Here is a 26,187-nt window from a genome sequence, read left to right as displayed (position 1 = left end):
CCCGGGAGGAAACGCACATGCCGATCGTGACGATCCAGATCACCCGCGAAGGGGCCACGCCCGAGCAGAAAGCCGCGCTCATCAAGGGAGCGACCGACCTCCTGGCCGACGTCCTGAACAAGCCGCCGAGCCTGACCTTCGTCCTGATCCAGGAGGTCGAGCTGGAAGACTGGGGCGTCGGCGGCCTGCCGGTGAAGGAGTACCGTCATCAGCTTGAGGCCGGCGCAAAGGAGGGTCACGCCGGTTGACGCCCTGCCCTCTTGCCTCTTGCCGTCCCCATCCCCCCCTCGCCAGATGCAGCGGATCACGCGAGCCGAACGGGATCGAGTCGGGTGGCCGCACTCGGGACGAGAAGGCATGAACATGCAGCTTCGGCGACCCATCCACCCCGGATAGCCGCGATTGGGACAACGAGCAACCACCCCGGCGACGCCTACGCTTAAGGCTCGGTCGGCTTCGTCAAGGACGGCATCGGCTCCTGGCCGCCCGAAGACACCACCTCGGCCCCCAACGAACATTCCAGCTCACCCCGCTCTCCGACCCCTTCGGCGTCTTCTCGATCCTCCCAGGCAGCAAGGTCGGCGTCCACCTGGCCCTGACGACCATCCGTGGCGGCGAGGTCGTCAGCGCCGACGCCTATTGATGGCTCCAGGATCATCATCACCTCGGGCACGACCAAGGTCCCGATTATCATTAATTCGATCGACTTAATAATTTTCCTTATTGACAATCCCGGTCAAGAAGTCAAGATTTGGGCCATAAACAGGTCAGTCGGGCGGAATTCGAGATCGCCCGGATGACGATTGCGACGGGGGTTGACGGCAGGGGGCCATCGCCCCTCGTCGCGGAATTCTCGACGGAAGTAGCGAGATGACGTCCGTTCAAATGACGGGGATCGACGGCCGGAGCCGGACGGGCCGAGATGGCCTTCGCGGCCGATGGGCGTGCTGGGGCAGGCGTCGACGTGGGTTCACCCTGATCGAGCTCTTGGTGGTGATCGCGATCATCGCCGTGCTGATCGCCTTGCTCCTGCCGGCGGTGCAGGCGGCGCGCGAGGCGGCCCGTCGGGCCCAGTGCGTCAACAACCTGAAGCAGATCGGCCTGGCGCTGCACAACTACCACTCGGCCTACGACACGTTCCCGATGGGATCGTCCAAGAACATGCAGAACCTGGGGGACTATCACGCCCAGCACGGCGTGAGCGTGCACGCCCAGATCCTCGGCTTCCTGGGCGAGACGCCGCTCTACAACGCGATCAACTTCAACTGGGGCATGAACGCGGGGGCGACCGCCGGGCCGATCCAGTCGACCGTCTATCTCACCCGGGTCAAGGAGTTCCTCTGCCCCTCCGACGGCAATGCGGGCGTGACGAATCTGAATAGCTACAACGACAGCATCGGCACGACGACGATCGACGCCGTGCAGCAGACGGCCACCGGCAGCTCGGGGATGTTCACCTTCTGGCGATCGTACGGGATCCCGAGCATCACCGACGGCACGTCCAACACCGTGGCCTTCTCCGAGGCCCTGGTCGGCGACGGCACCACCAACTGGACGAGGGCCGCGGGCATCGTGAACCTCGGCTCGCTCCCCACCACGGCCGAGATCCTGGACGCCTCGTCGAACCCGGCGGCGATCCAGGCCGGCCTCCAGGCCTGCAACACGGCCTGGACCAACCGCTCCGGCAAGCTCAACACGGGCCGCGGCAACTACTGGTTCCACGGCACCGAGGCCCAGACCATGTTCAACACCGTGGTCCCCCCCAACTCGAAGACGTATCCGTGGGGATATTGCTCGGACGGCCAGATCGGCGCCGCGGCCTTCTCCGCCGCCAACAGCAACCACTCCGGGGGCGTCAATGTGCTGGTCGGGGACGGCAGCGTGAAGTTCGTCAAGGATTCGATCAGCCAGCAGGTCTGGTTCGCCCTCGGCACCCGCGCCGGCGGAGAGGTGATCTCGTCCGACGCCTACTGATCGCCGGGCCGATTTCGACACCTGGGTCGAATACGCGAGGATGCAGTCCTCGCGGTCGATCGCCTCGAAAATGGACGAAGACGAAGCGGCCGGGGAATCAGTCCTCCGGCCGTTTCGTTTTCCCGGGCCGCTTCGGGAGGATGCGGCTTCGAACGGCCTGGGCGATGACGACGCCTCAACCTGCGGGAGCCGGCCGTCACCCAATCTCTTGACGCACGCAGCAGGACCCCACCCGGGCCGATCACGAGGACCGGGCAGGCAAACGGTCGGCGCGCATCACGTTCGGGAACCTCGACGGATCGACGGCGCGAGCTCGAGCCCATCGACGCCGACTTCCGCGATCGCGTCTCCCGGACGATCGAGGTGCGGCCGGGCCGGACGAGATCATCTTCCCTCCCCCTAGCCCCCCGGCCGCATGCTCCGCGAGAGTAAGTTGAGCATGGCCCTCGGGCTCGGCGGATGGGCTCGTGGCGGCGGGGCAAGGGCAAGGGGGCTCGGGCTCGATGCCCCGGGCGGCGACTGCTGACGCGGCCCGACGCGTGCCGGGGGCGTTGCCTCGCGAGCGGGCGCAAGCCTCGCGGGACGTGGCCCACGACCTCCGCGATCGCCGGCTCGCTCCACCCGTGCTTCACCAGCGCGGCGCGGCCGAATTGGGCCAGGACGGGGCATGACCCCTTCGCCAGCTCGATCGCCTGTTCGGCGGTGAGCGGCTGCTCTGCGGCCGGCTCTCCCCCGGATTTGGTCTCCCCGGTCGGTCCGGTCGGCCTTTCCCGAGCCGGGCCGACCGACCGGGGGGCTTCTGATTTGGGATCTTCTCTCTCTGTCTTAATACAGGGGGCCGTCGGATCTGACGGGGAAGCCCGTCGAAAACGACCGGGAGGATCTACGTTTTTGACCGTCCTATTCGTTGGATTCGGTGCTTCTATGCCGCGGAAGGAGAACGTAAACCGGACGTCCCGGCATCTCCTTCCGTTGGTGCGGGTGATCCATCCGGCTTCGGCCAGCTCGCGCAGGGCCCTGGATATGGCCGAGAGGCTCTTCCCCGTGGCGGAGGAGATCTCCTCGTCGGTGGCGTAGCAATGTCCTTTATTGGCAAGGCTTTCGATCGCGGCGAGCACGCGGAAGGCGGAGTCGCTGATGTCGGCCGCCAGGGCGGGGCGAGGGACGCGACACCAGTAGAGGGGGGCCTCGAATCGCAGGGGATGGACTTCCCGCGAATTTTCCGCTTTGGGATTGCGGTCGGACGCTCGGCGCGTACAATCTACGTTGTGCACTGGGTCATCTCCAGGTGCGCCCAATGAGTGGCAGGTTCCAGCCTGACCCACTCAAATCAGAAATCTAAAGTCCTCACGACAGTTCCAGCTGCCGTGAGGACTTTCTTTTTACCGTTTTGCCTTTCCCGAAGCAACCCAGCTTCTCAGGCCGCGCACGCCTCCATCTTTTCGCAACTCGGGTCATAAGGACGATTTCCGACTCGCCTAGCTTGGCCATCCTCGGCCAGGTCGAGCTCCTGACGGCCATGGGAATAGGGCATGACTCCATGCCCGCACCCTCGCCGTTGCCGACGAACCTCGCGGTCGAGACGACGACCCGATTCGCGCGGAAGGCTAGGGACATGGGACTACCCGCGATCCATGCTCGTGCCGCATCTCGATGGCGACATCGCCCAAAGCGAAGTGGCGAGAAGCCCGGGCGTCCTGGGAGGCGAGGGCCGAGCCAACATGGTGCGATTAGATGATCTTATGTGTGACCAAATGGATACTAGTGAACAGGCTCAAAGGAGGACTGGCGGCCGTGCAAGGACCTCGTCGACCAGGCCGAGGGGCCCATCGGAGCCGACCGGCTTCCCAGCGTCTCGACAGATCCCGAGCCGAGTCGACGCCCGCATGCTCACGGGGCCGGTCACGAGGGCGGCGGCCTCCCCGGGGCGGAGTCGTTTCAGGTTGCGGGAGGGAGTGAGGCCGTCCATGGGGCGAGGGCGGCCGAAAAAGCCGTGAACTTTTCTCGCTCGTCTTGCGATCAGTAAGCAAGAGAACGGCCGCTCGCGAAGGGCGGGCCATTCAAGGCTACGGTGGCCTCGTCCCGCGGAAGGAGCTGCGGGACGAGGCTTTTTTGATTCTTACGACGCGGAAGGCCGGCGCGTTGAGAAGGCCCGGGGTGTGACCCGACCTCCCTCGATCCGTCGACTCCGCCGCCGGTTCGCTCGAGTGGTCGTCGATCCCGCTGCGGATCGACCGATGTCAGGAGCCGCATCCATGAGACGCCTTCTGCTGACTTTGCCGCTGATCGGCCTGGCTTTCGCACCTTGCATCGCGGGGGAAGCCTCGCCAAAGGCCCATCCGCCGGCCGAGCATCGTGCCCGGGGAGGAGATTGGAACTCCTATATCGGGGTGCTCATCGAGTCCGCCCCCGAGGTGCTGCACAAGCAACTCCCCGGCGTCTTGCCGGAGGGGCAAGGCCTGCTCGTCCACCAGGTCCTCGCGGGATCGCCCGCCGAGGCCGCGGGGCTGAAGCCTTACGACATCCTGATGAGCTGCGGGGACGAGAGGCTCACCACGCCGGAGTCGCTCATCGGCCTGATGCGCGCCCGCAAGCCGGGGACGGAGGTGGCCATCGGATACATCCGGGGCGGCAGGCCCGGGTCCTGCAGGCTCATCCTGGGCGAGGACGACGCGGCCCGTCAACCGGGCTTCGGCCGGCATGTCTTCCGATTCGGCCCGGACGGGACGTTCCGGAGGGCGCTCCGAGACTACAGCGTGTCCGACGACGAGTCGGCCTGGGACAGCTTCGACGCCATCCGGCTGTCGCGCGAGAAGGGGGACACCTGGCGGGCCGAGATCGAATACCGAGGCCAGGGCGGCGGCGGGCGGCACCACGACTTCTACGGGACTCGTGAGCAGATCGCCAGGGACATCAAGGCGATGAAGGACCTGCCTGGGAGCGAGCGCGAGCACCTGCTGCGGACGCTCAACATCGACCAACCCGTCTTCGAGTTCCACTTCTCCCCGGCGAACATCGAGGAGCCGTCCGGCGACAAGCCGACGGCGAAGTGACGCCCCCTTCCCCGCGAGCGGCCTGCCGCTCGCGGGTCGCAAGGAGGGGGGCGACGACGGTCCGAGGGGCGGTCGTCGCGGGCCCTGGACCATTTTGATATGACCCTACCGCGGGACCGATGTCGTCGGAGACGCGTCCGGAGAGCACACGAACCTCGACCGATCTCGGCGAGATGGAGGATGGATGGCCGGTCACGACATCATCGTCATCGGGGGCTCGGCGGGGAGCCTGGACGCGATGAGGGCCATCGCGTACGGGATGCCGGCCGAGTTCCCGGCGGCGCTCTTCTTCGTGCTCCACAGCTCGCCTTACGGCCAGGGGCTGCTGCCGGAGGTCCTGGGTAGCAGGGGGAAGCTCCCGACGGCCCATGCCCGGGACGGCGAGCCGGTGACGCCGGGGCGCATCTACGTCGCGCCTCCCGACCACCACCTGATGCTCGAGCCCGGGCGGGTGCGGGTCACCCGGGGCCCGAAGGAGAATCGCTTCCGCCCCGCGCTCGACCCGCTCTTCCGCTCGGCGGCCCTGGCCTACGGGCCGAGGGTCGTCGGGGTCGTGCTCTCCGGCTGGCTCGACGACGGGGCCGCCGGGCTCTGGGCGATCAAGGCCCGCGGCGGCGTCGCCATCGTCCAGGACCCGGACGAGGCATTCGCCCGCCCGATGATCGAGAATGCCATGCGCCAGGTGAGCGTCGACTACCGGCTCCGGGCCGCCGACATCGCCCCGACCCTGGTCGAGCTGGCGTCCGCCCCGGTCGTCGCCGCGGGCGAGTTCCCCGCGCCCGCCGAGCTCGAGGTCGAGACCAAGATCGCCATGGGGGATAAGGCCCTGGGCCTGGGCGTCCTGGGGCTCGGCGACCCTTCGCTGGTGACCTGCCCGGAGTGCCACAACGTCCTGGTGCGGCTCAGGGCCGGCGGCGGGGCGCGATTCCGGTGCAACAACGGCCATGCCTACACGGCCGACTCGCTCCTGGCGGAGATGGACGAGGCGGTCGAGAGGTCGTTGTGGAATGCCGTCCGCCAGGTGCAGGAGAATGCGCTGCTGATGGAGCACATCGCGTCCCACGCCCGCGAGGCCGGGCAGGCCGACGTCGCCGCGCTATTCGACCGGAAGGGGGCCGAGGCCCGGAGGCGGGGCGAGTTGGTGAGGCGGGCGGTGATGAACCATGATGCCCCCGGCGGGGAGAAGGCCTCCTGGACTTGAAGGGCATCAAGGCCTGAACTCGGGCGGAGGGGCGGGGCCCTCGCCGTGCTCGTGCAGCGGTATGATCGCCCGCACGAATGTCCCCTTGCCCTCGCCCGACTCGACGGTCAGGGTCCCGCCCACCAGGCCGATGCGCTCGCGCATCCCGAGCAGGCCGAGGTTCCGTCGGTCGTAGTTCCCCACGATGGACTCCGGATCGAACCCGCGCCCGTCGTCGTCGATCACGACGGTGAGCACGCCGCCCCGCCGCATCATCACGACGTCGACCCTGTCGCATCCGGCGTGCTTCGCGACGTTGTGGAGGGCCTCCTGCACCAGGCGGTAGATCGTCGACTCCAGCGCCGAAGGCAGCCGGGCCTCGGAGAGCCCCTGCGACCGGAACCCGGCGAGCACCCCGCTCAGCTCGGACCACTGGCGCACGTAGGTCGACAGGGCCGGGATCAGGCCGATGTCGTCGAGGGCCGTGGGCCTGAGCTCGATCGCCAGGTTGTGCGACTCGCGGCTGATCCGCACGACGGCCGCCGCGGCCTTGAGCAGGAGGTCCCGCCCCGGGTCGCCCTCCGGGAAGGCGGCCTCGGCCGACTTCAGGAGGAGGCCCAGGCCGGTCAGCTCCTGGCCGAGGCCGTCGTGCAGCTCGCGGGAGACGCGCCGTCGCTCGTCCTCCTGGGCGGTGACGAGCCGCCTCAGCAGGGCCGCCCTCGCCTCATTGGCCTTGGTGAGCTCCTCTGTGCGCACGGCCACTCGGGTTTCCAGGTCGTCGCGGGAGCTCCGCAGCTCGTCCTCCATCCGCTTCCGCTCGGTGACGTCGCGCATCACCCCGACCATCCGGACGGCGACGCCCCGCTCGTCGTAGAAGTGATGGCCCAGGGCCGAGAGCCAACGGGTCGAGCCGTCGGGCAGGAGCGACCGGAAGTCGTGGCGGTACGGGGTACGCGCCTCGCGCGACGCGACCAGGGCGGCCTCGGTCCCGGGGCGGTCCTCGGGGTGGATCCGCTCGGCCCAGGCCTCGTAGCTGGGCTCGACCTGGCCGACCTCGTACCCGAGCATGGGGAAATGCCTGTCGTTCCAGACGATGACGCCGCCCCGGATGTCCCAGTCCCATGCGGCCATCTCGCCGACGTCCAGGGCGAGCCGCAGCCGCTCCTCGCTCCCCCGCAGGATCGCCTCGGCCCGCCTGCGGGCGGAGATGTCGACGAAGGTGATGACGACCCCCTCGACCCGGTCCTTCGTCGTCCGGTAGGGGGTGATCCGGCGGAGGTAATGCCGACCGTTGGCGCAGTCGACCTCGCACTCGATCGTCGCGAGCCGCTCGAGCACGGCGCGGGCGTCGTCGTCGAGGTGGGGGTCGTCGAACCGGCGGGCCATGGCGGCCAGAGGCCGGCCGATGTCGCCCGGGATCAGGCCCATCAGGTCGCGCACGGCCGGGGTGAACCAGCGGATCCGGAAGCCGGTGTCGAGGAAGAGCACGGCGATGTCGGTGCTCGCCAGCAGGCACGCCAGGTCGCTGTTGGCCGCCTGGAGCTCCTCGACCTTCTCGCGGAGCCGGGAGTTGACCCTGGCCAGTTCCTCGTTGGCGACCCGGAGCTCCTCGTGATAGGCCTCGAGCTCCTCCGCCACTCTCTGATGTTCGAAGCGGAGTCGATTCAGCTCTTCCTCGGCTTCGTCGGCATCTCGTCCCGCACCATGGGGCGAAGGCAGGGCCTGCCCTGCCGACGAACTTGCGGTCGGCGAGGCGGTCGCGTCATGCCCGGATGGTCTGGCTTCGCGTTCCAATTGGGACATCCTCTCTGCGGGCAGTCGAGGCGTGCAACGTTCGGCCGCGTCCAGGCCCTCGGTTGATGGCCCGACGTCGGTCGGCGCGGCGTCGGTCGGGGTTGATGCGACTCGACCCATGATCATCTTCGCACGAACGGCATCGAACGGAAGGGCAATCGGCCGGCGTAACGTCCGATAATCTCTCAAAGGCCTTGTCGGCGCAACCCACGACTGGATCGGAGATTCCTCTGCGTTATTACGTCGGGAGTGGCCAATATGTTCGGGCGCGTCGCCTTCTTCCGGCCATGATGCCGAGCGATCGCGTCATCGGGAGCCTCACCCAGGAGGGCGACGACTCCCGATCCCGGAGGTCGTGTCAGAGGGCCTCGGGCAGGCCATCGGGCTTCGGGCCTGGGTCTCGGCCGAGCAGGCGGTTGAACCAGTACCGCTGGCGATCCACGGCGGTGAGGAACGTGCCGCGGTGATTCCCGTTCGTCACGGCGACGGGGATGATCGGGTTGTTGCGATTGATCGCCTGCTGATACTGATAGGGGATCAGCGCGACGGCCGGCGCGAAGGCCTCGTCGTGGGTGCCGTAATTCAGGAGCACCGGGGTCTTGATGACCCATTGATAGGCGCTCGCGTCCTTCAGGAGCTGGGCGAACTGAGAAAAAGGATAGTACTGCGGGTCGGCCCTCGACGTCGCATCCGGCGAGAAGTATTCGGGTCGGATCAGCTTCGTCAGGTCGGACGGGACCTTCATCGGGTTCGGGTCGTCCTTGGACGGGTAGACCAGCAGGTCGCCGTTGCCGGCGTCGAAGCCCAGGCGATCGTAGTCCCTCGCGTAGATCCGGCGTGCGGCCTCGTAATGCTGCGGGACGAAGAAGCCGGAGGCCATCCCCGGCTTCGCGTAGTAATTCTCGTAAGAGAACGCCGCGATGATGAAGATGGTGTTCATCCAGACGGCGTCGGGCGTGGGGGAGGACGGGCCTCGCCGGTTGAAGAGCAAGGCGGTCGTCGCCGCGAGCACGTCGGAGGGGGCGGAGGCCGTCGAGGCCCCGGCGACCTTGATCCCCTCCTGCTCGAGCTTCTGCAAGAAGGCCATCGTCACCAGGCCCCCCTGAGACCAGCCGGAGAGGAGCAGGTCGGTGACCTTCACGTTCGAGGCCCGGATCACGGGGGCGGATTGCTTGAGCAGGTCGAGGCAGGCCTGCTGCTCGCTGGCCTTGACCGCGTAGGCATCCTTCTCCGTCGAGTCCCCCATGCCGAAGTAGTCGGCCGCGATGACGACGTAGCCCTGCCCGGCGAACTGCGCCACGGCGAGGCGCGTCTCGTAGGAGTCGCCGTAGGCCGCCCCGGCCTTGTCGAGCGTGAACGAATAGGAAGGGACCTCATGCAGGCCGTAGACCGTCCCGTGCTGGTAGGACACCAGGGGCCTGGAGATCGGGCCGGGGGCCGCGGATTCCTCGGCCGTCGGGACGGGGATCGCGACCAGGCCCGTGGCGGTCGTCGGCCGATTGCCGAGCTCCGGGATGACCGACTGATATGTGATTTTGTAGAGATTCACCTCGTACGTCGCCTGCTGATAGCCGGGCACGACGTACGCCGCCGGCGGATTGGAGCTCTTGCTGAACGGCTTGCTCTCGACGTTCAGGATGCGGTTCAACTCGTCGACCCCGACCCGGCCGATGAACCGATGAGAAGCCCCGGGCGCCTCGCCCCCGTCGCCTTCGGCGAAGCGGATGTTGTCGTTCGAATCAATCACTTCGTTTGCCATATTTCCACGCCGGCCTTCGAGTGTCACATCCATCGGTGGTTAGGCCGTAGCTTACCGCGAGAGGGCCCGCGATCGCCACAAGAACACGCGGCGAGTTCGCCATCTTAAGGTCGCCAGCCTAGGCCGAGTTCGCGGGGCCAACGGGCCCCCCTGCCCCGATGATCGGAATCCTCCCGACTTCGTCGCCGGGCGACGAGCAGAGGGATACGGCTATCTATGCCATCGTGCCGATCGTCCTGCGGAAGCGCGCGAGGGCGGCGGCGAAGAGCGTGATGCCGATCAACGTCAGCGCGAGGAATGGCCGCCAGACCACGTCGATGCCGGCCCCGCGGAACAGGATTCCCTGGGCGAGGATGACGAAATGGGTCGTCGGCGCCCCGAGCATCACGACCTGGATCCACTCGGGCATGCTCTCGCGCGGGGTCAGGCCGCCGGAGAGGGCGTTCAGGGGCAACAGGACCAGGATCATCAGCAACGCGAACTGAGGCATCGACCGGGCGAAGGTCGCCAGCAGGATCCCCAGAGACGTGACGGCGAACAGGTCGATCGCGGCGCTGCACAGGAACAGGGATATCGAACCTTGAATCGGCACCGACAGCAGGCCGCGCACGACGAAGGCGAGGGAGAGGGCGCAAGCGATGAGGACCACCAGGCCCATCGACCACACCTTGCTCGTCATGATCTCGAACGGCGTCACCGGCATGACCAGCAGGTGCTCGATCGTGCCTCGCTCGCGCTCGCGGATCAGAGCGGCGCCGGTGAGGATCATCGCCAGCATGGTGACCTGCTCGGTCAGCCTCATCACGGCGAGGAACCAGGATTGGGTCAGGTTGGGGTTGAACCGCACACGGATCGCCAGGTCCACCGGCGGCCTGGCGTCGGCCCGATAGCGCCCGACGAACGCCCGCACCTCACCGTCCACGATCTCCTGCACGTAGCCGTTCCCGCTGAAGGCCTGGCCCACGCGGGTTGCATCGACGTTGAGCTGGATCACGGGCGAGCGGCCGGCCAGCACGTCGCGCTGGAAGTCGGGGGGGATGTCGAGGGAGAAGGTGTCCAGCCCGGCGTCCATCCGGGCATCCATCTCGTCTCGCGTCACCATCTTCGGCGGCAGGAAACGCGGCGGATAGAAGGCGCCGGCGATCCGTTGCGACAGGGGAGACTGGTCCTCGTCCACGATGGCGATGGGCGCCTTGTGGAGCGTCTCCGGCACCGCGGTCGAGGCCGAATAGATGGACACCGTGAACGAAAAGAGGATCAAGACCAGCATGATCCGGTCACGAGCCAGGCTCCACAGCTCCTTGACCCCCAGGTGCAGGATATGATCCGGTCGCATGGCTCAGGTCTCCTGTTTGTTCAGCAGCGCGAGGCTCAAGCCGAGCAGCACCAGGTAGGTGATCAGCAAAGGTGCGTAGGAGCGGTAGAGGTCGGCGAAGCCGAGTGCCTTCGAGAAGGTGCCGCGTGAGATCGCGAGAAAATGCGTGGTCGGGAAGACATGCCCGATCAGCGCACCGGCCCCCTCCAGCGAGGAGACCGGATCGATGAGGCCGGAGAAATGCATCGCGGGGAGGAGCGTGAGGACCGCCGTGGCGAAGATCGCCGCCACCTGACTTCGCGTGAAAGTCGAGAGGAGCAGTCCCATCCCGGTTGCGCAGGCGACGTAGAGCAGCGCGCCGGCGGCCTCGGCCGCGAAGCTGCCCTTCAGCGGCACCCGGAAGAGGGTCACCGAGAGCGCGGTGAGCAGGAGGAAATTGATCATCCCCAGGGCGATGTAGGGGAGCTGCTTGCCGAGGAGGAATTCCAGGCGCGTCGTCGGCGTGACGTAGAAGTTGATGATCGAGCCGAGCTCCTTCTCGCGGACCACCGAGAGAGTGGCCAGGATGGCCAGGATGAGCAGCAGCACGAGCGGCATCATCGCCGGCACCATCGCCACCAGGCTCTTGACGTCGGGATTGTAGCGATAGCGAGACTCGATCGTGGCGGGGCCGACCAGGTGGCGCCGGCCGAGGCGATGCCGGGCCACGTCGGCCAGCCAGAGGGCGTGCATGCCCTGCATGTAGCCGCGGATCGTCTCGGCACGCTGCGGCATGGCGCCGTCGATCCAGACCCCGACCTGCACCGGCCGGCCGCGCTCGAGATCTCGCCCGAAATCGGGAGGGACCTCGACGGCCATGCTCAACTCTCCCGATCGCATTCGCCGGTCGAGATCCTCATAGTCGGAGATGGGGGCCCGCTCGACGAAGTAGCGCTGCGATCCCGTAATATTGAACAGATATTCGCGACTGACGGCCGTCCGGTCGCGGTCCAGTACGGCGAAGGTTAGGTGCTCCACATCCATGGTGACGCCGTACCCCAGGACGATCATCAGGATCAGGCTGCCGAGCAGCGCCATCGTCAGGCGGATCGGGTCGCGGCTCAGTTCCAGCGCCTCGCGGCGGGCATAGCTCAGCAGGCGCCTGGGGCTGAACCAGGCGCCCGGAAGGCCCCTGCCCGGCTCGACCCGCACGCCCCTGGCCGGCTCGTCAGGCCGCGTCAAGGGCGCCGGCACGGCGGCCTGGCCCATGGATGCCGCCTCCTCCAGGTAGCCGATGAAGGCCTCTTCCAGCGTGTCCGCGCCTCGATCCTTCGTCAGCGCGGCCGGCGTGTCGCTGGCCAGCACCCGGCCGGCGTGCATCAGGGAGATGCGGTCGCATCGCTCGGCCTCGTTCATGAAGTGGGTGGAGATGAAGATGGTGACCTCGTCGCGGCGGGAGAGTTCGATCAGGAGCTGCCAGAAGGAGTCCCGGGCCACCGGGTCCACCCCCGACGTCGGTTCGTCGAGGATCAGCAGCTCGGGCCGGTGGATGAGGGCCACCGCCAGCGACAGCCGCTGGCGCCGCCCCAGCGGGAGCGAGTCGGGCAGTGCGTCGAGGACATCCTCCAGGCCGAAGCGGTCGACGGCGCCTTCCACACGGCCGGGGATCTCCGCGCCGGGGACCCCGAACAGCCGCGCGTGGAGGACCAGGTTCTGCCGGACCGTCAGCTCGCTGTACAGCGAGAAGGCCTGCGACATGTAGCCCACCCGCCGCCGGGTCGCGAGGTCCTGGGCATCGACCTCGCGGCCGAACAGCCAGGCCTGTCCCTCGCTCGCCGGCAAGAGTCCCGTCAGCATCTTCATGGTCGTCGTCTTGCCGCAGCCGTTAGAGCCGAGGAAGCCGAAGATCTCGCCCCGCTCGATCCGGAAGCTCACGTGATCGACGGCGACGAAATCGCCGAAGCGCCGGGTCAGGTCCCGCGCCTCGATGGCCACCGGGGCGGAGCCCGAGGCGCGAGGGGGCGTATCCACTCGCCTGTGGCCTCGGCGCTTCTCCTCCGGCAGGAGGGCGATGAAGGCCTCCTCCAGCGATGCCCTGCCGGTCCGCTCCAGCAACTCGCCCGGCGCCCCCTCGGCGAGCACACGCCCGGCGTCCATCGCCACCAGCCGGTCGAATCGCGCGGCCTCCTCGATGTAGGCCGTCGCCACCAGGACGCTCATGCCGGGACGGTCGGCGCGGATGCGGTCGATCAGCTCCCAGAACTGGCGCCGAGACAGCGGGTCGACGCCGGTGGTCGGCTCGTCGAGGATCAACAGGTCGGGGTCGTGGATGAGGGCGCAGCAGAGGCTCAGCTTCTGCTTCATGCCGCCGGAGAGCTTGCCGGCGGGCCGGCCGGCGAAGGGCGCCATGCCGGTGCTCTCCAGGAGGCGGGCGATGCGACTCCGCCGTTCGGCGCGGCCCTGGCCGAACAGGCGGCCGAAGAAGTCGGCGTTCTCGAAGGCCGACAGCGTCGGATACAGGTTCTTGCCCAGGCCCTGCGGCATGTACGCGATCCGTGGGCAGAACTCCCGGCGGAACGCCGGGTCTGCCATGTCGCCGCCGAAGACCAGGACCGACCCTCGCTGCACCCGCCGGGCCCCGGCGATCAGCGACAGCAGGCTGGACTTGCCCACGCCGTCAGGGCCGATCAGACCGACCATGCAGCCGGCCGGCAAGTCGAGGGTGATCCCATCGAGCGCGAGGGCCTTCCCATAGCGGAGTTCGACGTCGACCAGGCGGGCCGCCGGCTCCGGGGCGGGCCTCCCGGGGGCGGGCGAGGTGAGGTGCCCTTCGGTCATCGTGGGAGCCTCACCCGCAGGCGTTCCGGCCATTCGGCGTTGGCGTCGAGGCGCACATAAGCGATCCCCGGCAGGCCGGTCTTGACGTCGCGGATGTATTGCTTGAGCAACTCCTTATCGATCTTGGCCTTCACGCGGAAGGTCAACTTCTGGCGCTCCTCGGCGGTCTCGACCGTCTTGGGCGTGAACTGGGCGACGTCCGCGACGAACGATACGCCGGCCGGGACGACATATTGCGGATAGGCGTCGAGGACGATGTGGACCTCGGTGCCCATCCGGACGCGGCCGGCCGACGCTTCGGGCAGGAAGAAGGTCATGTAGACGTCGGTCAGGTCGACCAGGTTCAGCACGTTGCCGCCGGCGCCGAGCACCTCGCCCGGCTGCGCGATGCGATACTGCACGCGGCCGTCGCGGGGCGCCTTCAGGACGCAGTCTTCGAGCTCCGCCCGGATCCGTTCGATCCTGGCCATGGAGGCCTCGACCGCCGCCGCGGCCTCGATGACCTGCGATCGGGCGGCGGCGATTGCGGCCTCCGCCGCCGTCACCTGCGCCTTCGCCTCGTCCACGGCGGCCTTCTCCGCGAAGAAGGCCGCCCGGGCCGAGTCCAGCTCGTCCGCCGTCGCCGAACCCTTCGACGCCAGGTTATTGACGCGGTCGAAGTGCCGGCTCCGCATGCTGGCCTGGGCCTCGTGCTGCGCCACGATCGAGTCGCCCGCAGCCTTCTGCCGATCCCGCTGAGCGACGACGGCCCGTGCGCCATCCACGTTGCTCTTCGCCAGTCGGAACTGGGCCTGGGCTTCCCTGAGCTGCGCGTCGAGCACCGAGGTGTCCATCCGGGCGACGACCTGGCCGGCGGAGACGAAATCCCCCTCGTCCGCGAGGATCTCGGCGATCCGGTTCTGCGCCTTCGTGGCGACATCGACTTGCGTCGCCTCGACGCGGCCGTTGGCGGCGGCGAATCCGGCCGGTAGTTTCTCGGCAGGGTTGTATCCCCACAGGAGATAGGCGAGGGCCGCGAGCATCATCATCACCAAGCCGAGCAGCCATCTCCCGAGGGTCCTCGCCCATCCTCGCCATCGCCGCCCCGGCCGAGTCGCCTCGGCAGGCCCCGAGGCAGCCTGCCCGGTCGGCCGGACCTTGGCGTCGGCGACCGACTCGGCCAGCGTAGGCGGCCCTTGAACGCCCCCATCGTCTTGAGGTGGCTTCTGATCGATTCCTGCTGTCGTCTCCATGTGACATCCCCTCGGGCCGGGGCGTCGGCCGTCGCCCCATCGTCGATGCGCATGAAAAAGGCCCCGGCACGCGAAGGTTCGCGTAACGGGGCCGCCTTAGCCATCCGGAGTCCGCCCATCACGAGCGGAGAATCAACAGATCTTAACGACTCGTAAGACCTATCGTCAACGCCTCCCGAGCCGAGTCATCCCCGCTTCATGTATTGGCCTGCACGATGGCGGCCCGGAGCGTCCCCGCCCCGCCGTCGCCTAGGCCCCTGACCGCGACCGTTGAGGGGACGACCCGGCCATTCATCGCCTCGATCCCCGGTCGTCGGGCCGATTCCCGACGGCGTCACCCTCCCCGGGCCGCCGGGCCCGTTCCTTCCAGTCGAGGACGCGGATCGTCGAGCTTCCAGCAACCCGGGTGATGAAGCATGAGTCCGGACTCCATGGGACATCGACGTCCGCTCGCCGAGGGCCCATCGGTCTCGAGGGGCGACCGAGTCGCGATCGCCCGCGAGATTCTCGGGATCAATCCATGGAATAGAGCGCGGTCACTCGAGTAATCAAGGAAGTGTTATGACTGTGATTGATTCTATGAAATTCGTTCAAATGCATTCCAACAATCAAGCCGCCGCCGGTTCGGAGGAGTCGCGGGTTGGCATGCAAGATCGAGGCGAACCTGGTGGGCCACGTCGGGGTGCCTTGAAGGGCTGGCGGCATTTTAATGTCCTGATCGGGTTGTCCGGTGATGGCAGGGCCGAGTATACTCCAGTCCGTAATCGGGCGGCTCGCGACGGGCGGCCCTGATATCGGCTATGGCGGCCCCGTGGTGCGACATTCGCGCCTCGGGGCCGTTTTTCGTTGATGGCGTCGGGCCGGCCCGCGGGAGGGGCGAATCCGCGATGAGTCGTGTCGCGTTCAAGATGCTGACGGGGGACGGGGCGAAGTTCGCCGGGATCGTGCTGGGCCTGACCTTCTCCGCCCTCCTGATCACCCAGCAAGGCTCGATCTTCTGCGGGATCATGCTCCGCACCGCGGCCCAGATCACGGACATCGGCGGAGCCGACCTCTGGGTCATGGATCCCACCGTGGGGAACATCGACGACGTCAAGCCGATGAAGGAGGACAGCCTCTATCGGGTTCGAGGCGTCGACGGGGTACTCTGGGCTGTCCCCCTCTACAAGGGCATCTCGCGGGCGAGGTTGGCCTTCGATGACCGGGCGACCGGCCGTCGGCGCGAGGTCATCGAGCAGGCCATCCTGCTCGGGCTGGATGACGTCTCGCTGGCCGGGGCCCCGCGGCACCTCTACGTCGGCGATGTGGGCGACCTCTGGAAGCCTGACGCGGTCATCGTCGACAAGGTCGGCTTGCGGAAGCTCTTCCCCGGGCAGGGGGGGGAATCGGCCGGGACCGTCGACGAGCTGCGCCGGTTCCTCGGGCGCGAGCTGGAGATGAACGACCGACGCGCCGTGATCGTCGGCATCTGCGAGACGACCAGGACCTTCCAGTCCAATCCGGTCATCTACACGACCTGCTCCCGGGCCCAGGATTTCGCGCCCCAGGAGCGCAAGCCCCTCTCCTACATCCTGGCCAAGGCGGAGCCCGGGCGGGACCCGCGGGAGGTCGCCCGGCGGATCACGCTGCGGACCGGCCTCGGCGCGGCGACGAGCGACGAATTCAAGTGGATGACGATGAAGTATTACCTGATGTATACCGGCATCCCTGTCAACTTCGGCGTCACGACGCTGCTCGGCTTCCTCGTCGGGACGGCGATCGCGGGCCAGACCTTCTACAACTTCACGATCGAGAACCTCAAGCAGTTCGGCGTGCTCAAGGCGATGGGCCTGACGAACCGGCGGATCGTCCGGATGATCCTGCTCCAGGCGACGGTCGTCGGCCTGATCGGCTACGGCCTGGGGGTCGGCCTCGCCGGCCTGATCGGCCTGCTGACCCGCGGGACCGAGCTCGCCTTTTTCACTCCATGGCAACTCCTGCCGATCACCGGCGGGGCCATCGTCCTCATCTGCATCTTCGCCAGCCTGTTGAGCCTGGGGCGTGTGATCAGGCTCGAACCGGCCGTGGTCTTCCGCGGCTGACGCTTCGAGGAGGTGGCTCGTCATGCACGCCCAGGAGGCCTCGGTCGATGGCCGACCCGTCGCCGGCACGCCCCCGGTCGACCCGGGGCGTCGCCTCGCGGTGCGCATCCGCGGGGTGGTGAAGTCCTTCGGCGCCGGGGAACGCCGGGTGTTGGCGTTGCGCGGGGTCGATTGGGACGTCTACGCCGGCCAGATGTCGATGCTCGTCGGCCCTTCCGGCTGCGGCAAGACGACCCTGCTCTCGGTCGTCGCCGGGATCCTCGATTGCGACGAGGGGGGCGTCGACGTCTTCGGGCGCGACCTCACGGCGATGGGGGACGCGGAGAAGACGGAGTTCCGGGCCGCGTCGATCGGCTTCGTCTTCCAGCAATACAACCTGCTGCCGGCCCTCGACGCCGCGGAGAACGTGGCGATCCCGCTGGTCATCGCGGGGTCCGCGTGGCCGGCGGCCCTGGCGAGGGCCAGGGCCCTGCTGGCGGACCTCGGCCTGGGCCACCGGGTCGAGAGCTTGCCCTCGCAGCTCTCCGGCGGCGAGCAGCAGCGGGCGGCGATCGCCCGCGCCCTGATCCACGAGCCACGACTGATCGTCGCCGACGAGCCGACCGCGGCGGTCGACAATGAGACGGGGCAGTCGGTCATGGCCCTGCTGGGCGCGGCGGCCGTCCGGCAGGACCGCGCCGTGATCGTGGTGACCCACGACAGCCGCATCTTCCACTTCGCCGACCGGATCGCTCGCATGGATGACGGCCGGATCACCGAGCTCCGCGAGCGGACGAAGGATGCCCCCGCCCTTCCCGAGGATCGTCGGGGCGGGGACGGGGACCTTGCCTGACCGACCCCGCCCCGCCCGAGGAGATTGCCCCGTGCTTTCGAAGAACGTCGTCGCGAATTACGTGCTGCCGGTCGTCGCCGCGGCCTTTTTCGTCTTCGAGGTCGTCAACGTGATCCACGCCAGGCGGACGATGCCCCCGGCCTTGCCGTTCGTCGAGCCGCCGAGCCGGCCCCGGGGGCTCCGCTCCATCGCCGGTGCCGGCCTGATCGAGGCGCGGCGGGAGAACATCCCGATCGGGGCTCCCGTGGCGGGGGTCGTCGTCGAGGTCTTCGTCAAGAGAGGCGACATGGTCAAGAAGGGCGACCCGTTGTTCCGGCTCGACGACCGCGACCTGAAGGCCCAACTCGGGGTCTTCGAGGCGACCCTGGGCACCGAGGAGGCGCAGCTCGAGCGCATCCTCGTCTCCCCGCAGGTCGGCGACATCCCCACCTTCGAGGCGGCCGTCGAGGAGGCGAGGGCCCACCTCAACGATTCCGAGATCGCCTATCGACGGTCGGAGGCGCTCTTCGAACGCAGGGCCGAGGCGGCCTCGGACCGCGACAAGGATCGGTACACCTACCTGGCCAACAAGGCGACACTCGCCCGCCAGGAGGCCGACCTGAGGCGATTGAAGGCCACCTGGGAGAAGGACAAGCAGGTCTCCCGCGCCACCGTCGGGCAGGGGAGGAGCCAGGTCGAGGGGATGAAGATCGACATCGAGCGGCTGACGGTGCGGGCCCTGATCGATGGCGAGGTGCTCCAGGTCCACGTCCGCCCCGGCCAGCTCGCCGCGCTGAACTGGAACGAGCCCCTGATCGTCCTGGGGGACATGAGGCGGCTCCACGTGCGCGTCAACATCGACGAGCAGGACCTCCCCTACTTCTCGACGCGCTCGCGGGCCGTGGCGACCCTGAAGGGCCGCCCGCAGGTGCGCTTCCCGCTCACCTACTTCGACGTCGAGCCCTATGTCATCCCCAAGCAGAGCCTGACGGGGGCGACGGTGGAGCGGGTCGACACCCGCGTCCTGCAGGTCCTCTACGAGCTGCCCGGAAGCCCCGCGATCCCCCTCTACATCGGCCAGCAGATGGACGTGTACATCGAGGCCGCGAGCCCCCCCGCAGGGATCTCCCTGGACGTCGATCCCATGACGGTCCGCAGGCCTTTCGAGGAAGAGACCCCGGAACCGGGCGCCGGCTCGGCCCCTCGCAAGGGTTGACGGCCCCACCGCCCCGCGGGTGGACCTCGCTCAGTCGCCCGCCCCACGCTCGACGAACAGCGCCGGTCCGACGTCGAAGAACGTGGCGAGTTTGTCGACGTGGCTCATCGCCACGCGGCGCTTGCGGTTGAGGATCTCGGAGATGGCCGAGACCCCGATGCCCGTCGCCCTCGACAGCTCGACCTGGGACACCCCCCGGGACTCCAGCAAGTATCGGAGCATCTCCGCGGGCTCGGGTCGGACGGGGGCGTGGTGCTCGACCTCGTACAGCTTGATGAGGTCCACCAGGACGGAGAGGTAGCCCTCCTCGTCGTCGTCGAGGTCGTCGCGTCGCGCGAGGCCTTCCAGGAATCGGGTCGCGGCCTCCAGCTCCTCGTCCGAGCGGATCGGGCGGAGGGGGAAGGCGGCGATCAGCGCCAGGTAGCCGCCCGAGGCCGGGATCACTTCGAATGCGTTGCCCATCTCACTCCTCCTGCCGATCGGTTCGGTCCGGATGTCACGCACGGCCCCGCTCATTCGCAGAGGCATTTCCACCTGTCCTCGTCGTAGTCCTTATGGGTCATGATCGCCTTCACGAACAGGATGGCTCGGGTCGGACGGCCCGACTTGCCGACGTTGGCGTATCGCACGCCGCAGACCAGGCGGTACTTGTTGCCGGCGATGTTGAAGATCAGGCATTCCCTGTAGATCGACACGGACCCGAATTTCCGGCGGGCGTCGCCGAAGCACGTCCACATCTCGTCCTTCACCGCGTCGATCCACTCGGAGATCGGGCAGGCGTCATCGGGGAACTCGTCGGCGAAATCCTTCAGCAGTCGCGTCATGATGACGTCCATCGCCCCGCCCTCGTCCGCCATATTTAATGGACAAGTGATCGTCCTATTGTTCGCGACTCGAGGGCGCCGGTCAAGTCGTGAATTCTCATTTTGTGAATTTTGTTGGGGGAGAGGCGCAAGGAAAACCCTCGGCAGGTCGGGACCGGCCGAGGGCGAGGTTGCGTGCCCGGAAATGGTCGGGGGGGACGGGAGTGAGTCGACGTGCCCGCGGGCACGTCATCGCGGCTCGACTCTCGGGAGTGATTGGTGGCATTCAGGGGCGCGAGATAATCTGGAAAGGTCTCGAGCTCAGGCGGCTTCGCCGACGCTCCCCTGCTCCGCCTCGAGGATGGCGAGCAGCTCCCGCGCCATCTCCAGGAACACGTCGTATTCCGTGGCCTTCTTCGAGGGCTCGAGGGTGACCTTCCCGCCCCCGGCGAGCCTGACCGTGCGCGGCTTCAGAAGCTTCGGCTTGCCCCCTCGCGCTCCCTTGGCCTGGGGCTTCGTCTTGAGGGCGACCCGCCGGACCTGCTCGGCCGTCTCGGCCCGGGAGAGGTTCCTGGAGACCACCTGGTCGGCGAGGTCTCTCTGCACCTCGGGGTCAGGGACCTTGGAGATCTCGTAGGCCGTGGACGGGGGCAGGACCCCCTCCTCCACCTTGGATTGCACCTCGGCGGGGAGCTCGAGCAATCGGAGGGCGTGCGAGACGGCCGACTGGTCGATGCCGATCTCCTGGGCGAGCCGGCTCCCCGACCAGGCGTTGCGGTCCATCAGGGTGCGGAACGCCTTCGCCTGCTCGATCGGCTTCAGGTCCTCGCGCAGGGCGTTCTCGATGAGTTGCAGCGCCAGCAGCTCCTCGGGGCTCTCCGGCGCCTCGGCGACCACGCAGGAGAGCGTCGGCATCCCGGCCAGCTTGGCCGCCCTCCACCTCCGCTCGCCGCAGATCAGCACATACACCCCCCTGGCCTGGTCGAGCCGCACCCGCACCGGCTGGAGCTGGCCCCGTTCCTTGAGGCTGGCCGCGAGCCGGCTCAGCGCGACCTCGTCGAACTCCTCGCGAGGCTGGGTCGGGTCGCGCTCGATCCGGTCGATGGGGATCTCGAACGCGTTCTTGCTCCGCTGCGCCCCGTCGTTCCTGGGCGCGAGGGCCGGCGAGAGCACGGGGGCGGGGGTGACGTCTCGCCGCGAGGACGACTCGGCGATGTTGGCGCCCATCATCCGGCGGAGCTCTTCGGCCTTGCCCATTTACGCGGCCTCCAGGTTGCTGGGGTTCGAGGCCTCTTCCATCCTCGCGAGCATCTCCTCGGCGAGCGCCTTGAAAGCCTTGGTCGAGGCCCCCTTGGGCTTGTAGAGGCTGATCGGTCGACGCTGGGAGATGGCCTCCTTGATGTCGGTGGCCAGCGGGATCCGGGACGTGAGCACTCCCTTGCCGTGCTGCTCGCGCAGGCTCGCCTCGTAGAGTTGGTGGACGGTCAGCCTCGGCTGCACCATCGAGAGCACCAGCCCCAGGAGGTTGAGCTTGGGGTTGGGCCCGGATCGCACCAGCGCCAGCGATTCGAAGACGGGGCTCAGCGAGGCCGCGCCGTAGTCCTCGGGGATGACCGGCACGATGATGTGGTCGCTCGCGATCAGCGCGGCCCAGCTCGCCGCGTTGAGGTTCGGGGGGTTGTCGATGAGCACGAGGTCGTAGAGGCCCCGGACCTCGTCGAGGAAGTTCCTCAGGCAGAGCTGGACGTCGATCGGCGCGAGGTGCGGCTCGGGGACGTTGAACCGCGCGGCCGCCATGGATCCCGCGACGATGTCCAGGCGCTCGATCCCGGTCGAGAGGATGACCTGCTCCGGCAGCGGGTCGAGCCCCCCGTAGAGCGCGGCGATGGTCGCCGAGGGCTCCATCGACTCGACCGCGGTCGGGCCGAAGACCCCGGACGAGAGCGAGCCCTGGGCGTCGTTGTCGATCAGGAGGATCCGCTTCCCGGATCCCGACAGGACCCCTGCCAGATGGTGCGTGAGCGTCGTCTTCCCGACGCCCCCCTTGAGTGCGATGGAACTGATCACCGACATGCGGATTTCCTCCCTGGTTGGTTGACCACCAGGGATTGTTATCGGCCCGCTATGAACGGTTCATAACCCCGATCGCCCCTCATGCCGATTTGCCGAGCTCTCCGCCCGCAATGAACCGTTCATGGTCGCGGAGTCGTCTCGCCCGGGCCGGACGAATCGGCCCTTCCCGAGGGGCCTCAAGGGCCCGGGAGTCGGCGCGTCGGGGCGACGACACGCCGTGCCCATGAACCGTTCATAATGCCATTCCGAGCGCCTTCCGCCCGCGATGGCCGAGAGGTCCAAACCGAGGAATGGCCCTCGCCCGCGAGGCCGTTCCTCGAGGATTATGAACGGTTCATGCCTCCCCCTTGCCCGCGTCGAACTCGGGCCATCTCCCCTACCCCTATGAACGGTTCATAAGGGGGGGCCTGGGGACGGCGAGGACTTCTCAGGTCCCGCAAGCTTGGGGATTGCTCGCCCAGCCCCTGGACGCGGAGGGCAGGGTGGGGGGCTGGACGAAGGCCCTGCCGTCGCGGAACGATCGGCAGGGCTTTGAGACATTCGGCAAGGGCCCAGGCCGGTGGCAGGGCGGGACCGTTAGACCTTCCTCGAAGAGTCCCCATCTCGGTTTTGTCGTCCGCCTCGATCGGCCCGGCACACTCTCCGGCTTGAGGATGCATGGGCCTCCTCGAGGATGCCTACAGGAGCCCGTGGACCTTGTCGCGGAAGTTCGTCGTGGCGATCTTCGAGCCGTGCGGCTGCCCGCGAACGAGGCTCTCGGCGAGCTTCAGGCCTTGCTTGACCGTCGCCTGCGCGGGCATCGCGACCACGGCCTCGACGAGCGCGGGCTTGTTCGCGGCGAAGGCGGCGGACTTGACAACGACGGGGGTTCGCGCCACGGGCCTGAGACGTGAATGTGCAAGTGCCCGTCCCGGACATCGATGATAGGGGCGAGTGCGGAAAGGGCGTGAAGGTCGAGGATCGCGGTCGCGATCACCGATCTTCCGTGGCGGAAGGGGAGGGCACCTCGGCGGGCACGAGCCGTCCTTCGGCCCGGCCGATCTCGATCAGGATGTCGCGTCGAGCCGCCTGCTCCCGGATGGCCCGCTTGACGGCGTCGTCGCGGAGCACGAAGGAGAGCTTGGCCATCAGGTGGAGGTGCGCCCTCGTGGTGGGGCTCATGATCGTCAGGAGCGTGTTGACGGGCATGCCGTCCAGGGCTCCGTACTCGATCGCATTCTCGAGGAAGCAGAGGGACAGCGATGGGCGATCGATGTGGAGGACGATCGGATTCCGCACGTGCGGGATGGCGATGCCGTCGCCGATTGCCGTCGGCGCGATCGCCTCGCGGGCCAGCAGGACGCGGAGGAGGAATTCCCGGTCCACCTCGGGCGGCAGGCGGAGGTGCTCGACCACCTCCCGGAGCGCCGACTCCTTGTCGGAGCCCGAGACGCGGTAGAAGACGCCGCCGGCCTCCAGGGCGTTGAGGAGCGAGGGGACGGGCAGCCCCGCGGCCTCGGGCTCGGAGTAGATCTCGGTGGAGACGTTCAGGCGGCGCGACGTCGCCCACTCCAGGATCTCGGCCCGATTGAAGCGATACTGGTCCTGCACGCGATAGGCGGGGATGGCCTGCTGCTTGATCCAGCGATAGATCGTCTTCTCGGAGACCAACAGGAGCGCGGCCGTGTCGCGGACGGAGAGATTCATGGCAATCCCATCGCAACGAGGATAGCGGCGAGGTCGGGGAGGCACGCCGCTATGTCGGAGGACCTGCGAGCGCCGCGAACGGCGACGGTCCGATCATGATGCCCATCCTATGTTCCCCGCGGGCCCTCACGCCACCTCGCCGGCCTTCTCGGCCTCGCCGGCCCGCCTCCGTTCGTTCGCCTCCTCCAGGATCGTCACGATCAGGGAATTGAGCGAATGGCCCTGTTCACGGGCCAGGCTGGCGAGCCGTTCGTGCAAGGGCGGTGGCATCCGGATCTGGAAGTGGACTACGGTCGCGGGCATCGGGATTCATCCCTCGGGCACAGGGGAGACGGGGCCATGATCGCAATGCGGAGAAGGCATAGGATATCCTTGACCCGTCCTGACATCTGTGGACATAATAGTCCCATCGGGGAATCATTGTCAACGACGCGGTATTGTTGTCATGATGCCTCGGTGGCGGCCCCGGACCCGACCGGGGGAGGGCGGAGGTCCTCCCATCGTCGGGGACCTCCGGACGGGACGCCACCCGGGCTGCACATGCGGACTCTCGGTCGCTTCCTCGAGCGATCCGGGCCGGCGGCCCAGGCCGTTGCCTGCGTGCCGCCTCATAGGAATGGATGGGTCGATGACAATCCGAAGCCTGTCTCGCTGGTGGGCCCTTGGTGCGTTGATGCTCATGGTCATGCCGACGGCCTCGTCCGCCAGGGACGTGGCCGGGATCGTCAAATCGGTCGATGTGGACAACGGGACGATCGTGATCAGCGCCGACGACGGCCACCACGACATTCCGATCGCGCTCGGGAGTCAGACCATCATCGCGGGGGCGAGGAGGATTCCCGTCAAATTGAAGGACCTGCGGCCGGGGATGCCGGTCCTCGTGAACGAGCGGACGGTCGCCGCGGAGATCGTCCTGGAGGAGGAGGCGACGGGCATCCTCGAGTACGTGACGGCGGAGGGGGGCGAATTCGCCCTGACCGGGGTCGGGGGCGGTCGAGGGGTCGCGCTGAAGACGTCGGAGGCGACCTCGGTCAGGACCGGGACCGTCAAGGGGAGCGTCGCCGACCTGGCCGACCTCGAGCCGGGGACCCCACTGTCGGTCCTCCACGCCAACGGGTATGCGACCGAGATCTCGGTCCGTCCCAGGGAGATGTCGATCTTCCGCGAGTTCTGGGAGAACTTCCGGCACAACCTCTTCAAGCCCCTGCTGATGTTCTTCTACGCGGGATTCCTGATCCCGCTGCTGAAGATCAAATTTGAGTTCCCTTACATTATCTATCAGGGCCTGACGCTCTACCTGCTGATCGCGATCGGGTGGCATGGGGGCGAGGAGCTCGCGATGCTCCCGGGCAAGACCCTGGGGCAGGCGGTCGGGTTCATGGGGGTCGGCTTCGCGACCAACTTCGTGATCGGGATCCTCGCGTACCTGCTCCTGCGGAGCTTCACGGGCCTGCGGCAGGTGGACGCGGCGACCGTCGGGGGCTACTACGGCTCCGACTCGGCGGGGACGTTCGTGACCTGCGTCGGGGTCCTGGCGACGATCGGGATCAAGTATCAGGCGTACATGCCGGTGCTGCTGGCGGTGATGGAGATCCCCGGCTGCCTCGTCGCGCTGTTCATCGTCTCCAGGCTGCGAGCCAGGGGCATGGATCCCGCCGGGACCATGCCGGGCGAGCCCGGCTTCAACCCCGAGGCCAGGCCGGCCCTGGCCTCGGGCCTGGAGGATGATCACCCCTCGCCCGAGGACCATGGGCTCGTCTCGCCATCCCAGGCGGAGGCCGTCGAGGTCGAGCGGGAGATGTCGCTCGAGAAGCGGAGCCATCCGACGCGATTCGGGAGGCGTCCCGCGGGCGTGCTCAGCCCGCAGTTGCTGCACGAGGTCTTCCTCAACCCGGGGATCTACCTGCTCTTCGTGGGGATCGTGATCGGCTTCGTGAGCCGCCGGCAGGGGGCCAAGGTGACGGCGGTCGACGACCCCTTGTTCCTCAACATGTTCCAGGGCCTGCTCTGCCTCTTCCTGCTGGAGATGGGCATGACCGCGGCGAAGAAGCTCAAGGACCTGCGCACGGCGGGCTGGCGATTTATCCTCTTCGGCCTCGCCGCCCCGAACCTCTTCGCGGTGATCGGCATCGCCGCGGCCCTGGGCTACAGCCACCTGATCGGGCAGCCGTTCGACCTGGGAACTTACGTGCTCTTCGCCGTGCTCTGCGCCGCGGCCTCTTACATCGCGCTGCCGGCGATCCAGCGGCTGGCCATCCCGGAGGCGAGCCCGACCTTGCCCCTGGCGGCCTCGCTGGGGCTGACCTTCTCCTACAACGTCACCATCGGCATCCACCTCTACATCCAGGCCGCCAAGCTGGCCATGCAGGCCTTCCCCGTCTGACGAGCCGGCG

General features: G+C 67.8%; 22 protein-coding genes and 1 pseudogene. 9 read left to right on the top strand and 14 right to left on the bottom strand.

What is annotated here, in order from left to right; all coding sequences use genetic code 11:
* Positions 1-17 precede the first annotated feature (17 nt).
* Positions 18-248 (top strand): tautomerase family protein, encoded by a 231-nt coding sequence (locus tag ACOYYX_RS39770; protein WP_422932148.1) that lies wholly within the window; start codon positions 18-20, stop codon positions 246-248.
* Between the two features lie 191 nt (positions 249-439).
* Here the strand turns inward: ACOYYX_RS39770 and ACOYYX_RS39765 are convergent, their stop codons facing one another.
* Positions 440-694: a hypothetical protein gene (locus tag ACOYYX_RS39765; RefSeq protein WP_422932147.1), complete on the bottom strand. Its 255-nt coding sequence runs from the start codon at positions 692-694 to the stop codon at positions 440-442.
* A 176-nt stretch (positions 695-870) separates the two neighbouring features.
* Here ACOYYX_RS39765 and ACOYYX_RS39760 point away from each other — a divergent pair, with 176 nt between their 5' ends.
* Complete coding sequence (locus ACOYYX_RS39760) at positions 871-1,974, top strand: DUF1559 domain-containing protein (protein ID WP_422932146.1); 1,104 nt, start codon at positions 871-873, stop codon at positions 1,972-1,974.
* Positions 1,975-2,441: 467 nt separating this feature from the next.
* Positions 2,442-2,645, top strand: coding sequence for a hypothetical protein (locus ACOYYX_RS39755; RefSeq protein ID WP_422932156.1), 204 nt, complete (start codon positions 2,442-2,444; stop codon positions 2,643-2,645).
* Between the two features lie 324 nt (positions 2,646-2,969).
* Here ACOYYX_RS39755 and ACOYYX_RS39750 read toward each other — a convergent pair.
* Positions 2,970-3,248: pseudogene (locus tag ACOYYX_RS39750) on the bottom strand (helix-turn-helix domain-containing protein); the annotation flags it as partial.
* 981 nt (positions 3,249-4,229) lie between these two features.
* Between ACOYYX_RS39750 and ACOYYX_RS39745 the strand changes: the two are divergent.
* Together ACOYYX_RS39745 and ACOYYX_RS39740 are read left to right on the top strand one after the other, a co-directional pair.
* Positions 4,230-5,027, top strand: a complete 798-nt coding sequence (locus ACOYYX_RS39745; protein ID WP_422932145.1) for a PDZ domain-containing protein — start codon at positions 4,230-4,232, stop codon at positions 5,025-5,027.
* Between the two features lie 184 nt (positions 5,028-5,211).
* On the top strand, positions 5,212-6,228 hold the full coding sequence (locus tag ACOYYX_RS39740; RefSeq protein WP_422932144.1) for a chemotaxis protein CheB: 1,017 nt from the start codon (positions 5,212-5,214) through the stop codon (positions 6,226-6,228).
* 6 nt (positions 6,229-6,234) lie between these two features.
* On the opposite strand, the gene ACOYYX_RS39735 is transcribed toward ACOYYX_RS39740, so the two are convergent.
* The 5 genes from ACOYYX_RS39735 to ACOYYX_RS39715 form a co-directional block, all read right to left on the bottom strand.
* Entirely contained in the window at positions 6,235-8,001 is a 1,767-nt protein-coding gene (locus ACOYYX_RS39735; protein WP_422932143.1) for a PAS domain-containing protein, read from the bottom strand.
* Positions 8,002-8,359: 358 nt separating this feature from the next.
* The gene (locus ACOYYX_RS39730; protein ID WP_422932142.1) at positions 8,360-9,760 is read right to left on the bottom strand and encodes an alpha/beta hydrolase; all 1,401 of its coding nucleotides are present in this window, start codon (positions 9,758-9,760) and stop codon (positions 8,360-8,362) included.
* 214 nt (positions 9,761-9,974) lie between these two features.
* A complete protein-coding gene (locus tag ACOYYX_RS39725; protein WP_422932141.1) occupies positions 9,975-11,096 on the bottom strand; it encodes an ABC transporter permease in 1,122 nt (373 codons plus the stop codon).
* 3 nt (positions 11,097-11,099) lie between these two features.
* On the bottom strand, positions 11,100-13,892 hold the full coding sequence (gene rbbA / locus ACOYYX_RS39720; protein ID WP_422932140.1) for a ribosome-associated ATPase/putative transporter RbbA: 2,793 nt from the start codon (positions 13,890-13,892) through the stop codon (positions 11,100-11,102).
* Positions 13,889-15,124 (bottom strand): HlyD family secretion protein, encoded by a 1,236-nt coding sequence (locus tag ACOYYX_RS39715; RefSeq protein ID WP_422932139.1) that lies wholly within the window; start codon positions 15,122-15,124, stop codon positions 13,889-13,891. The genes rbbA and ACOYYX_RS39715 overlap by 4 nt, the downstream gene beginning before the upstream one ends.
* An 887-nt stretch (positions 15,125-16,011) precedes the next feature.
* On the opposite strand from ACOYYX_RS39715, the gene ACOYYX_RS39710 reads away from it, so the two are divergent.
* Genes ACOYYX_RS39710 through ACOYYX_RS39700 form a run of 3 tightly spaced genes read left to right on the top strand, consistent with a single transcriptional unit; the run spans position 16,012 to position 19,232 of the window.
* Positions 16,012-17,205: an ABC transporter permease gene (locus ACOYYX_RS39710; RefSeq protein WP_422932138.1), complete on the top strand. Its 1,194-nt coding sequence runs from the start codon at positions 16,012-16,014 to the stop codon at positions 17,203-17,205.
* Between the two features lie 22 nt (positions 17,206-17,227).
* Positions 17,228-18,037, top strand: a complete 810-nt coding sequence (locus tag ACOYYX_RS39705; RefSeq protein ID WP_422932137.1) for an ABC transporter ATP-binding protein — start codon at positions 17,228-17,230, stop codon at positions 18,035-18,037.
* Between the two features lie 31 nt (positions 18,038-18,068).
* Positions 18,069-19,232, top strand: a complete 1,164-nt coding sequence (locus ACOYYX_RS39700; protein WP_422932136.1) for an HlyD family secretion protein — start codon at positions 18,069-18,071, stop codon at positions 19,230-19,232.
* A gap of 30 nt (positions 19,233-19,262) precedes the next feature.
* On the opposite strand, the gene ACOYYX_RS39695 is transcribed toward ACOYYX_RS39700, so the two are convergent.
* The 7 genes from ACOYYX_RS39695 to ACOYYX_RS39665 all read right to left on the bottom strand — a co-directional run bounded on the left by ACOYYX_RS39695 (position 19,263) and on the right by ACOYYX_RS39665 (position 24,097).
* Positions 19,263-19,694, bottom strand: coding sequence for a helix-turn-helix domain-containing protein (locus ACOYYX_RS39695; RefSeq protein WP_422932135.1), 432 nt, complete (start codon positions 19,692-19,694; stop codon positions 19,263-19,265).
* A gap of 50 nt (positions 19,695-19,744) precedes the next feature.
* Positions 19,745-20,068 (bottom strand): type II toxin-antitoxin system HigB family toxin, encoded by a 324-nt coding sequence (locus ACOYYX_RS39690; protein WP_422932134.1) that lies wholly within the window; start codon positions 20,066-20,068, stop codon positions 19,745-19,747.
* 288 nt (positions 20,069-20,356) lie between these two features.
* Positions 20,357-21,292 (bottom strand): ParB/RepB/Spo0J family partition protein, encoded by a 936-nt coding sequence (locus ACOYYX_RS39685; protein ID WP_422932133.1) that lies wholly within the window; start codon positions 21,290-21,292, stop codon positions 20,357-20,359.
* Complete coding sequence (locus tag ACOYYX_RS39680; RefSeq protein ID WP_422932132.1) at positions 21,293-22,108, bottom strand: ParA family protein; 816 nt, start codon at positions 22,106-22,108, stop codon at positions 21,293-21,295.
* A 677-nt stretch (positions 22,109-22,785) separates the two neighbouring features.
* Positions 22,786-22,986, bottom strand: coding sequence for a hypothetical protein (locus tag ACOYYX_RS39675; protein WP_422932131.1), 201 nt, complete (start codon positions 22,984-22,986; stop codon positions 22,786-22,788).
* 94 nt (positions 22,987-23,080) lie between these two features.
* Entirely contained in the window at positions 23,081-23,794 is a 714-nt protein-coding gene (locus tag ACOYYX_RS39670; RefSeq protein ID WP_422932130.1) for a PTS sugar transporter subunit IIA, read from the bottom strand.
* Between the two features lie 126 nt (positions 23,795-23,920).
* Entirely contained in the window at positions 23,921-24,097 is a 177-nt protein-coding gene (locus ACOYYX_RS39665) for a toxin-antitoxin system HicB family antitoxin (protein ID WP_422932129.1), read from the bottom strand.
* A gap of 853 nt (positions 24,098-24,950) precedes the next feature.
* Between ACOYYX_RS39665 and ACOYYX_RS39660 the strand changes: the two genes are divergently transcribed.
* On the top strand, positions 24,951-26,177 hold the full coding sequence (locus ACOYYX_RS39660) for a sodium-dependent bicarbonate transport family permease (RefSeq protein ID WP_422932155.1): 1,227 nt from the start codon (positions 24,951-24,953) through the stop codon (positions 26,175-26,177).
* The last annotated feature ends 10 nt before the right edge of the window (positions 26,178-26,187 follow it).

The sequence above is a fragment of the Singulisphaera chitinilytica genome (genome assembly GCF_049331405.1).
Classification (GTDB): domain Bacteria; phylum Planctomycetota; class Planctomycetia; order Isosphaerales; family Isosphaeraceae; genus PoT.
Note: the sequence above shows the minus strand (reverse complement) of the source record. Positions and strands in the feature narration are given on the sequence as shown.

Coding starts and splice junctions, on each gene's coding strand:
- ACOYYX_RS39770 (WP_422932148.1), top strand. CDS start 18: ATGCCGATCGTGACGATCCAGATCACCCGCGAAGGGGCCACGCCCGAG.
- ACOYYX_RS39765 (WP_422932147.1), bottom strand. CDS start 694: ATGATAATCGGGACCTTGGTCGTGCCCGAGGTGATGATGATCCTGGAG.
- ACOYYX_RS39760 (WP_422932146.1), top strand. CDS start 871: ATGACGTCCGTTCAAATGACGGGGATCGACGGCCGGAGCCGGACGGGC.
- ACOYYX_RS39745 (WP_422932145.1), top strand. CDS start 4,230: ATGAGACGCCTTCTGCTGACTTTGCCGCTGATCGGCCTGGCTTTCGCA.
- ACOYYX_RS39740 (WP_422932144.1), top strand. CDS start 5,212: ATGGCCGGTCACGACATCATCGTCATCGGGGGCTCGGCGGGGAGCCTG.
- ACOYYX_RS39730 (WP_422932142.1), bottom strand. CDS start 9,760: ATGGCAAACGAAGTGATTGATTCGAACGACAACATCCGCTTCGCCGAA.
- ACOYYX_RS39725 (WP_422932141.1), bottom strand. CDS start 11,096: ATGCGACCGGATCATATCCTGCACCTGGGGGTCAAGGAGCTGTGGAGC.
- rbbA (WP_422932140.1), bottom strand. CDS start 13,892: ATGACCGAAGGGCACCTCACCTCGCCCGCCCCCGGGAGGCCCGCCCCG.
- ACOYYX_RS39715 (WP_422932139.1), bottom strand. CDS start 15,124: ATGGAGACGACAGCAGGAATCGATCAGAAGCCACCTCAAGACGATGGG.
- ACOYYX_RS39710 (WP_422932138.1), top strand. CDS start 16,012: ATGAGTCGTGTCGCGTTCAAGATGCTGACGGGGGACGGGGCGAAGTTC.
- ACOYYX_RS39705 (WP_422932137.1), top strand. CDS start 17,228: ATGCACGCCCAGGAGGCCTCGGTCGATGGCCGACCCGTCGCCGGCACG.
- ACOYYX_RS39695 (WP_422932135.1), bottom strand. CDS start 19,694: ATGGGCAACGCATTCGAAGTGATCCCGGCCTCGGGCGGCTACCTGGCG.
- ACOYYX_RS39690 (WP_422932134.1), bottom strand. CDS start 20,068: ATGGACGTCATCATGACGCGACTGCTGAAGGATTTCGCCGACGAGTTC.
- ACOYYX_RS39685 (WP_422932133.1), bottom strand. CDS start 21,292: ATGGGCAAGGCCGAAGAGCTCCGCCGGATGATGGGCGCCAACATCGCC.
- ACOYYX_RS39680 (WP_422932132.1), bottom strand. CDS start 22,108: ATGTCGGTGATCAGTTCCATCGCACTCAAGGGGGGCGTCGGGAAGACG.
- ACOYYX_RS39670 (WP_422932130.1), bottom strand. CDS start 23,794: ATGAATCTCTCCGTCCGCGACACGGCCGCGCTCCTGTTGGTCTCCGAG.
- ACOYYX_RS39665 (WP_422932129.1), bottom strand. CDS start 24,097: ATGCCCGCGACCGTAGTCCACTTCCAGATCCGGATGCCACCGCCCTTG.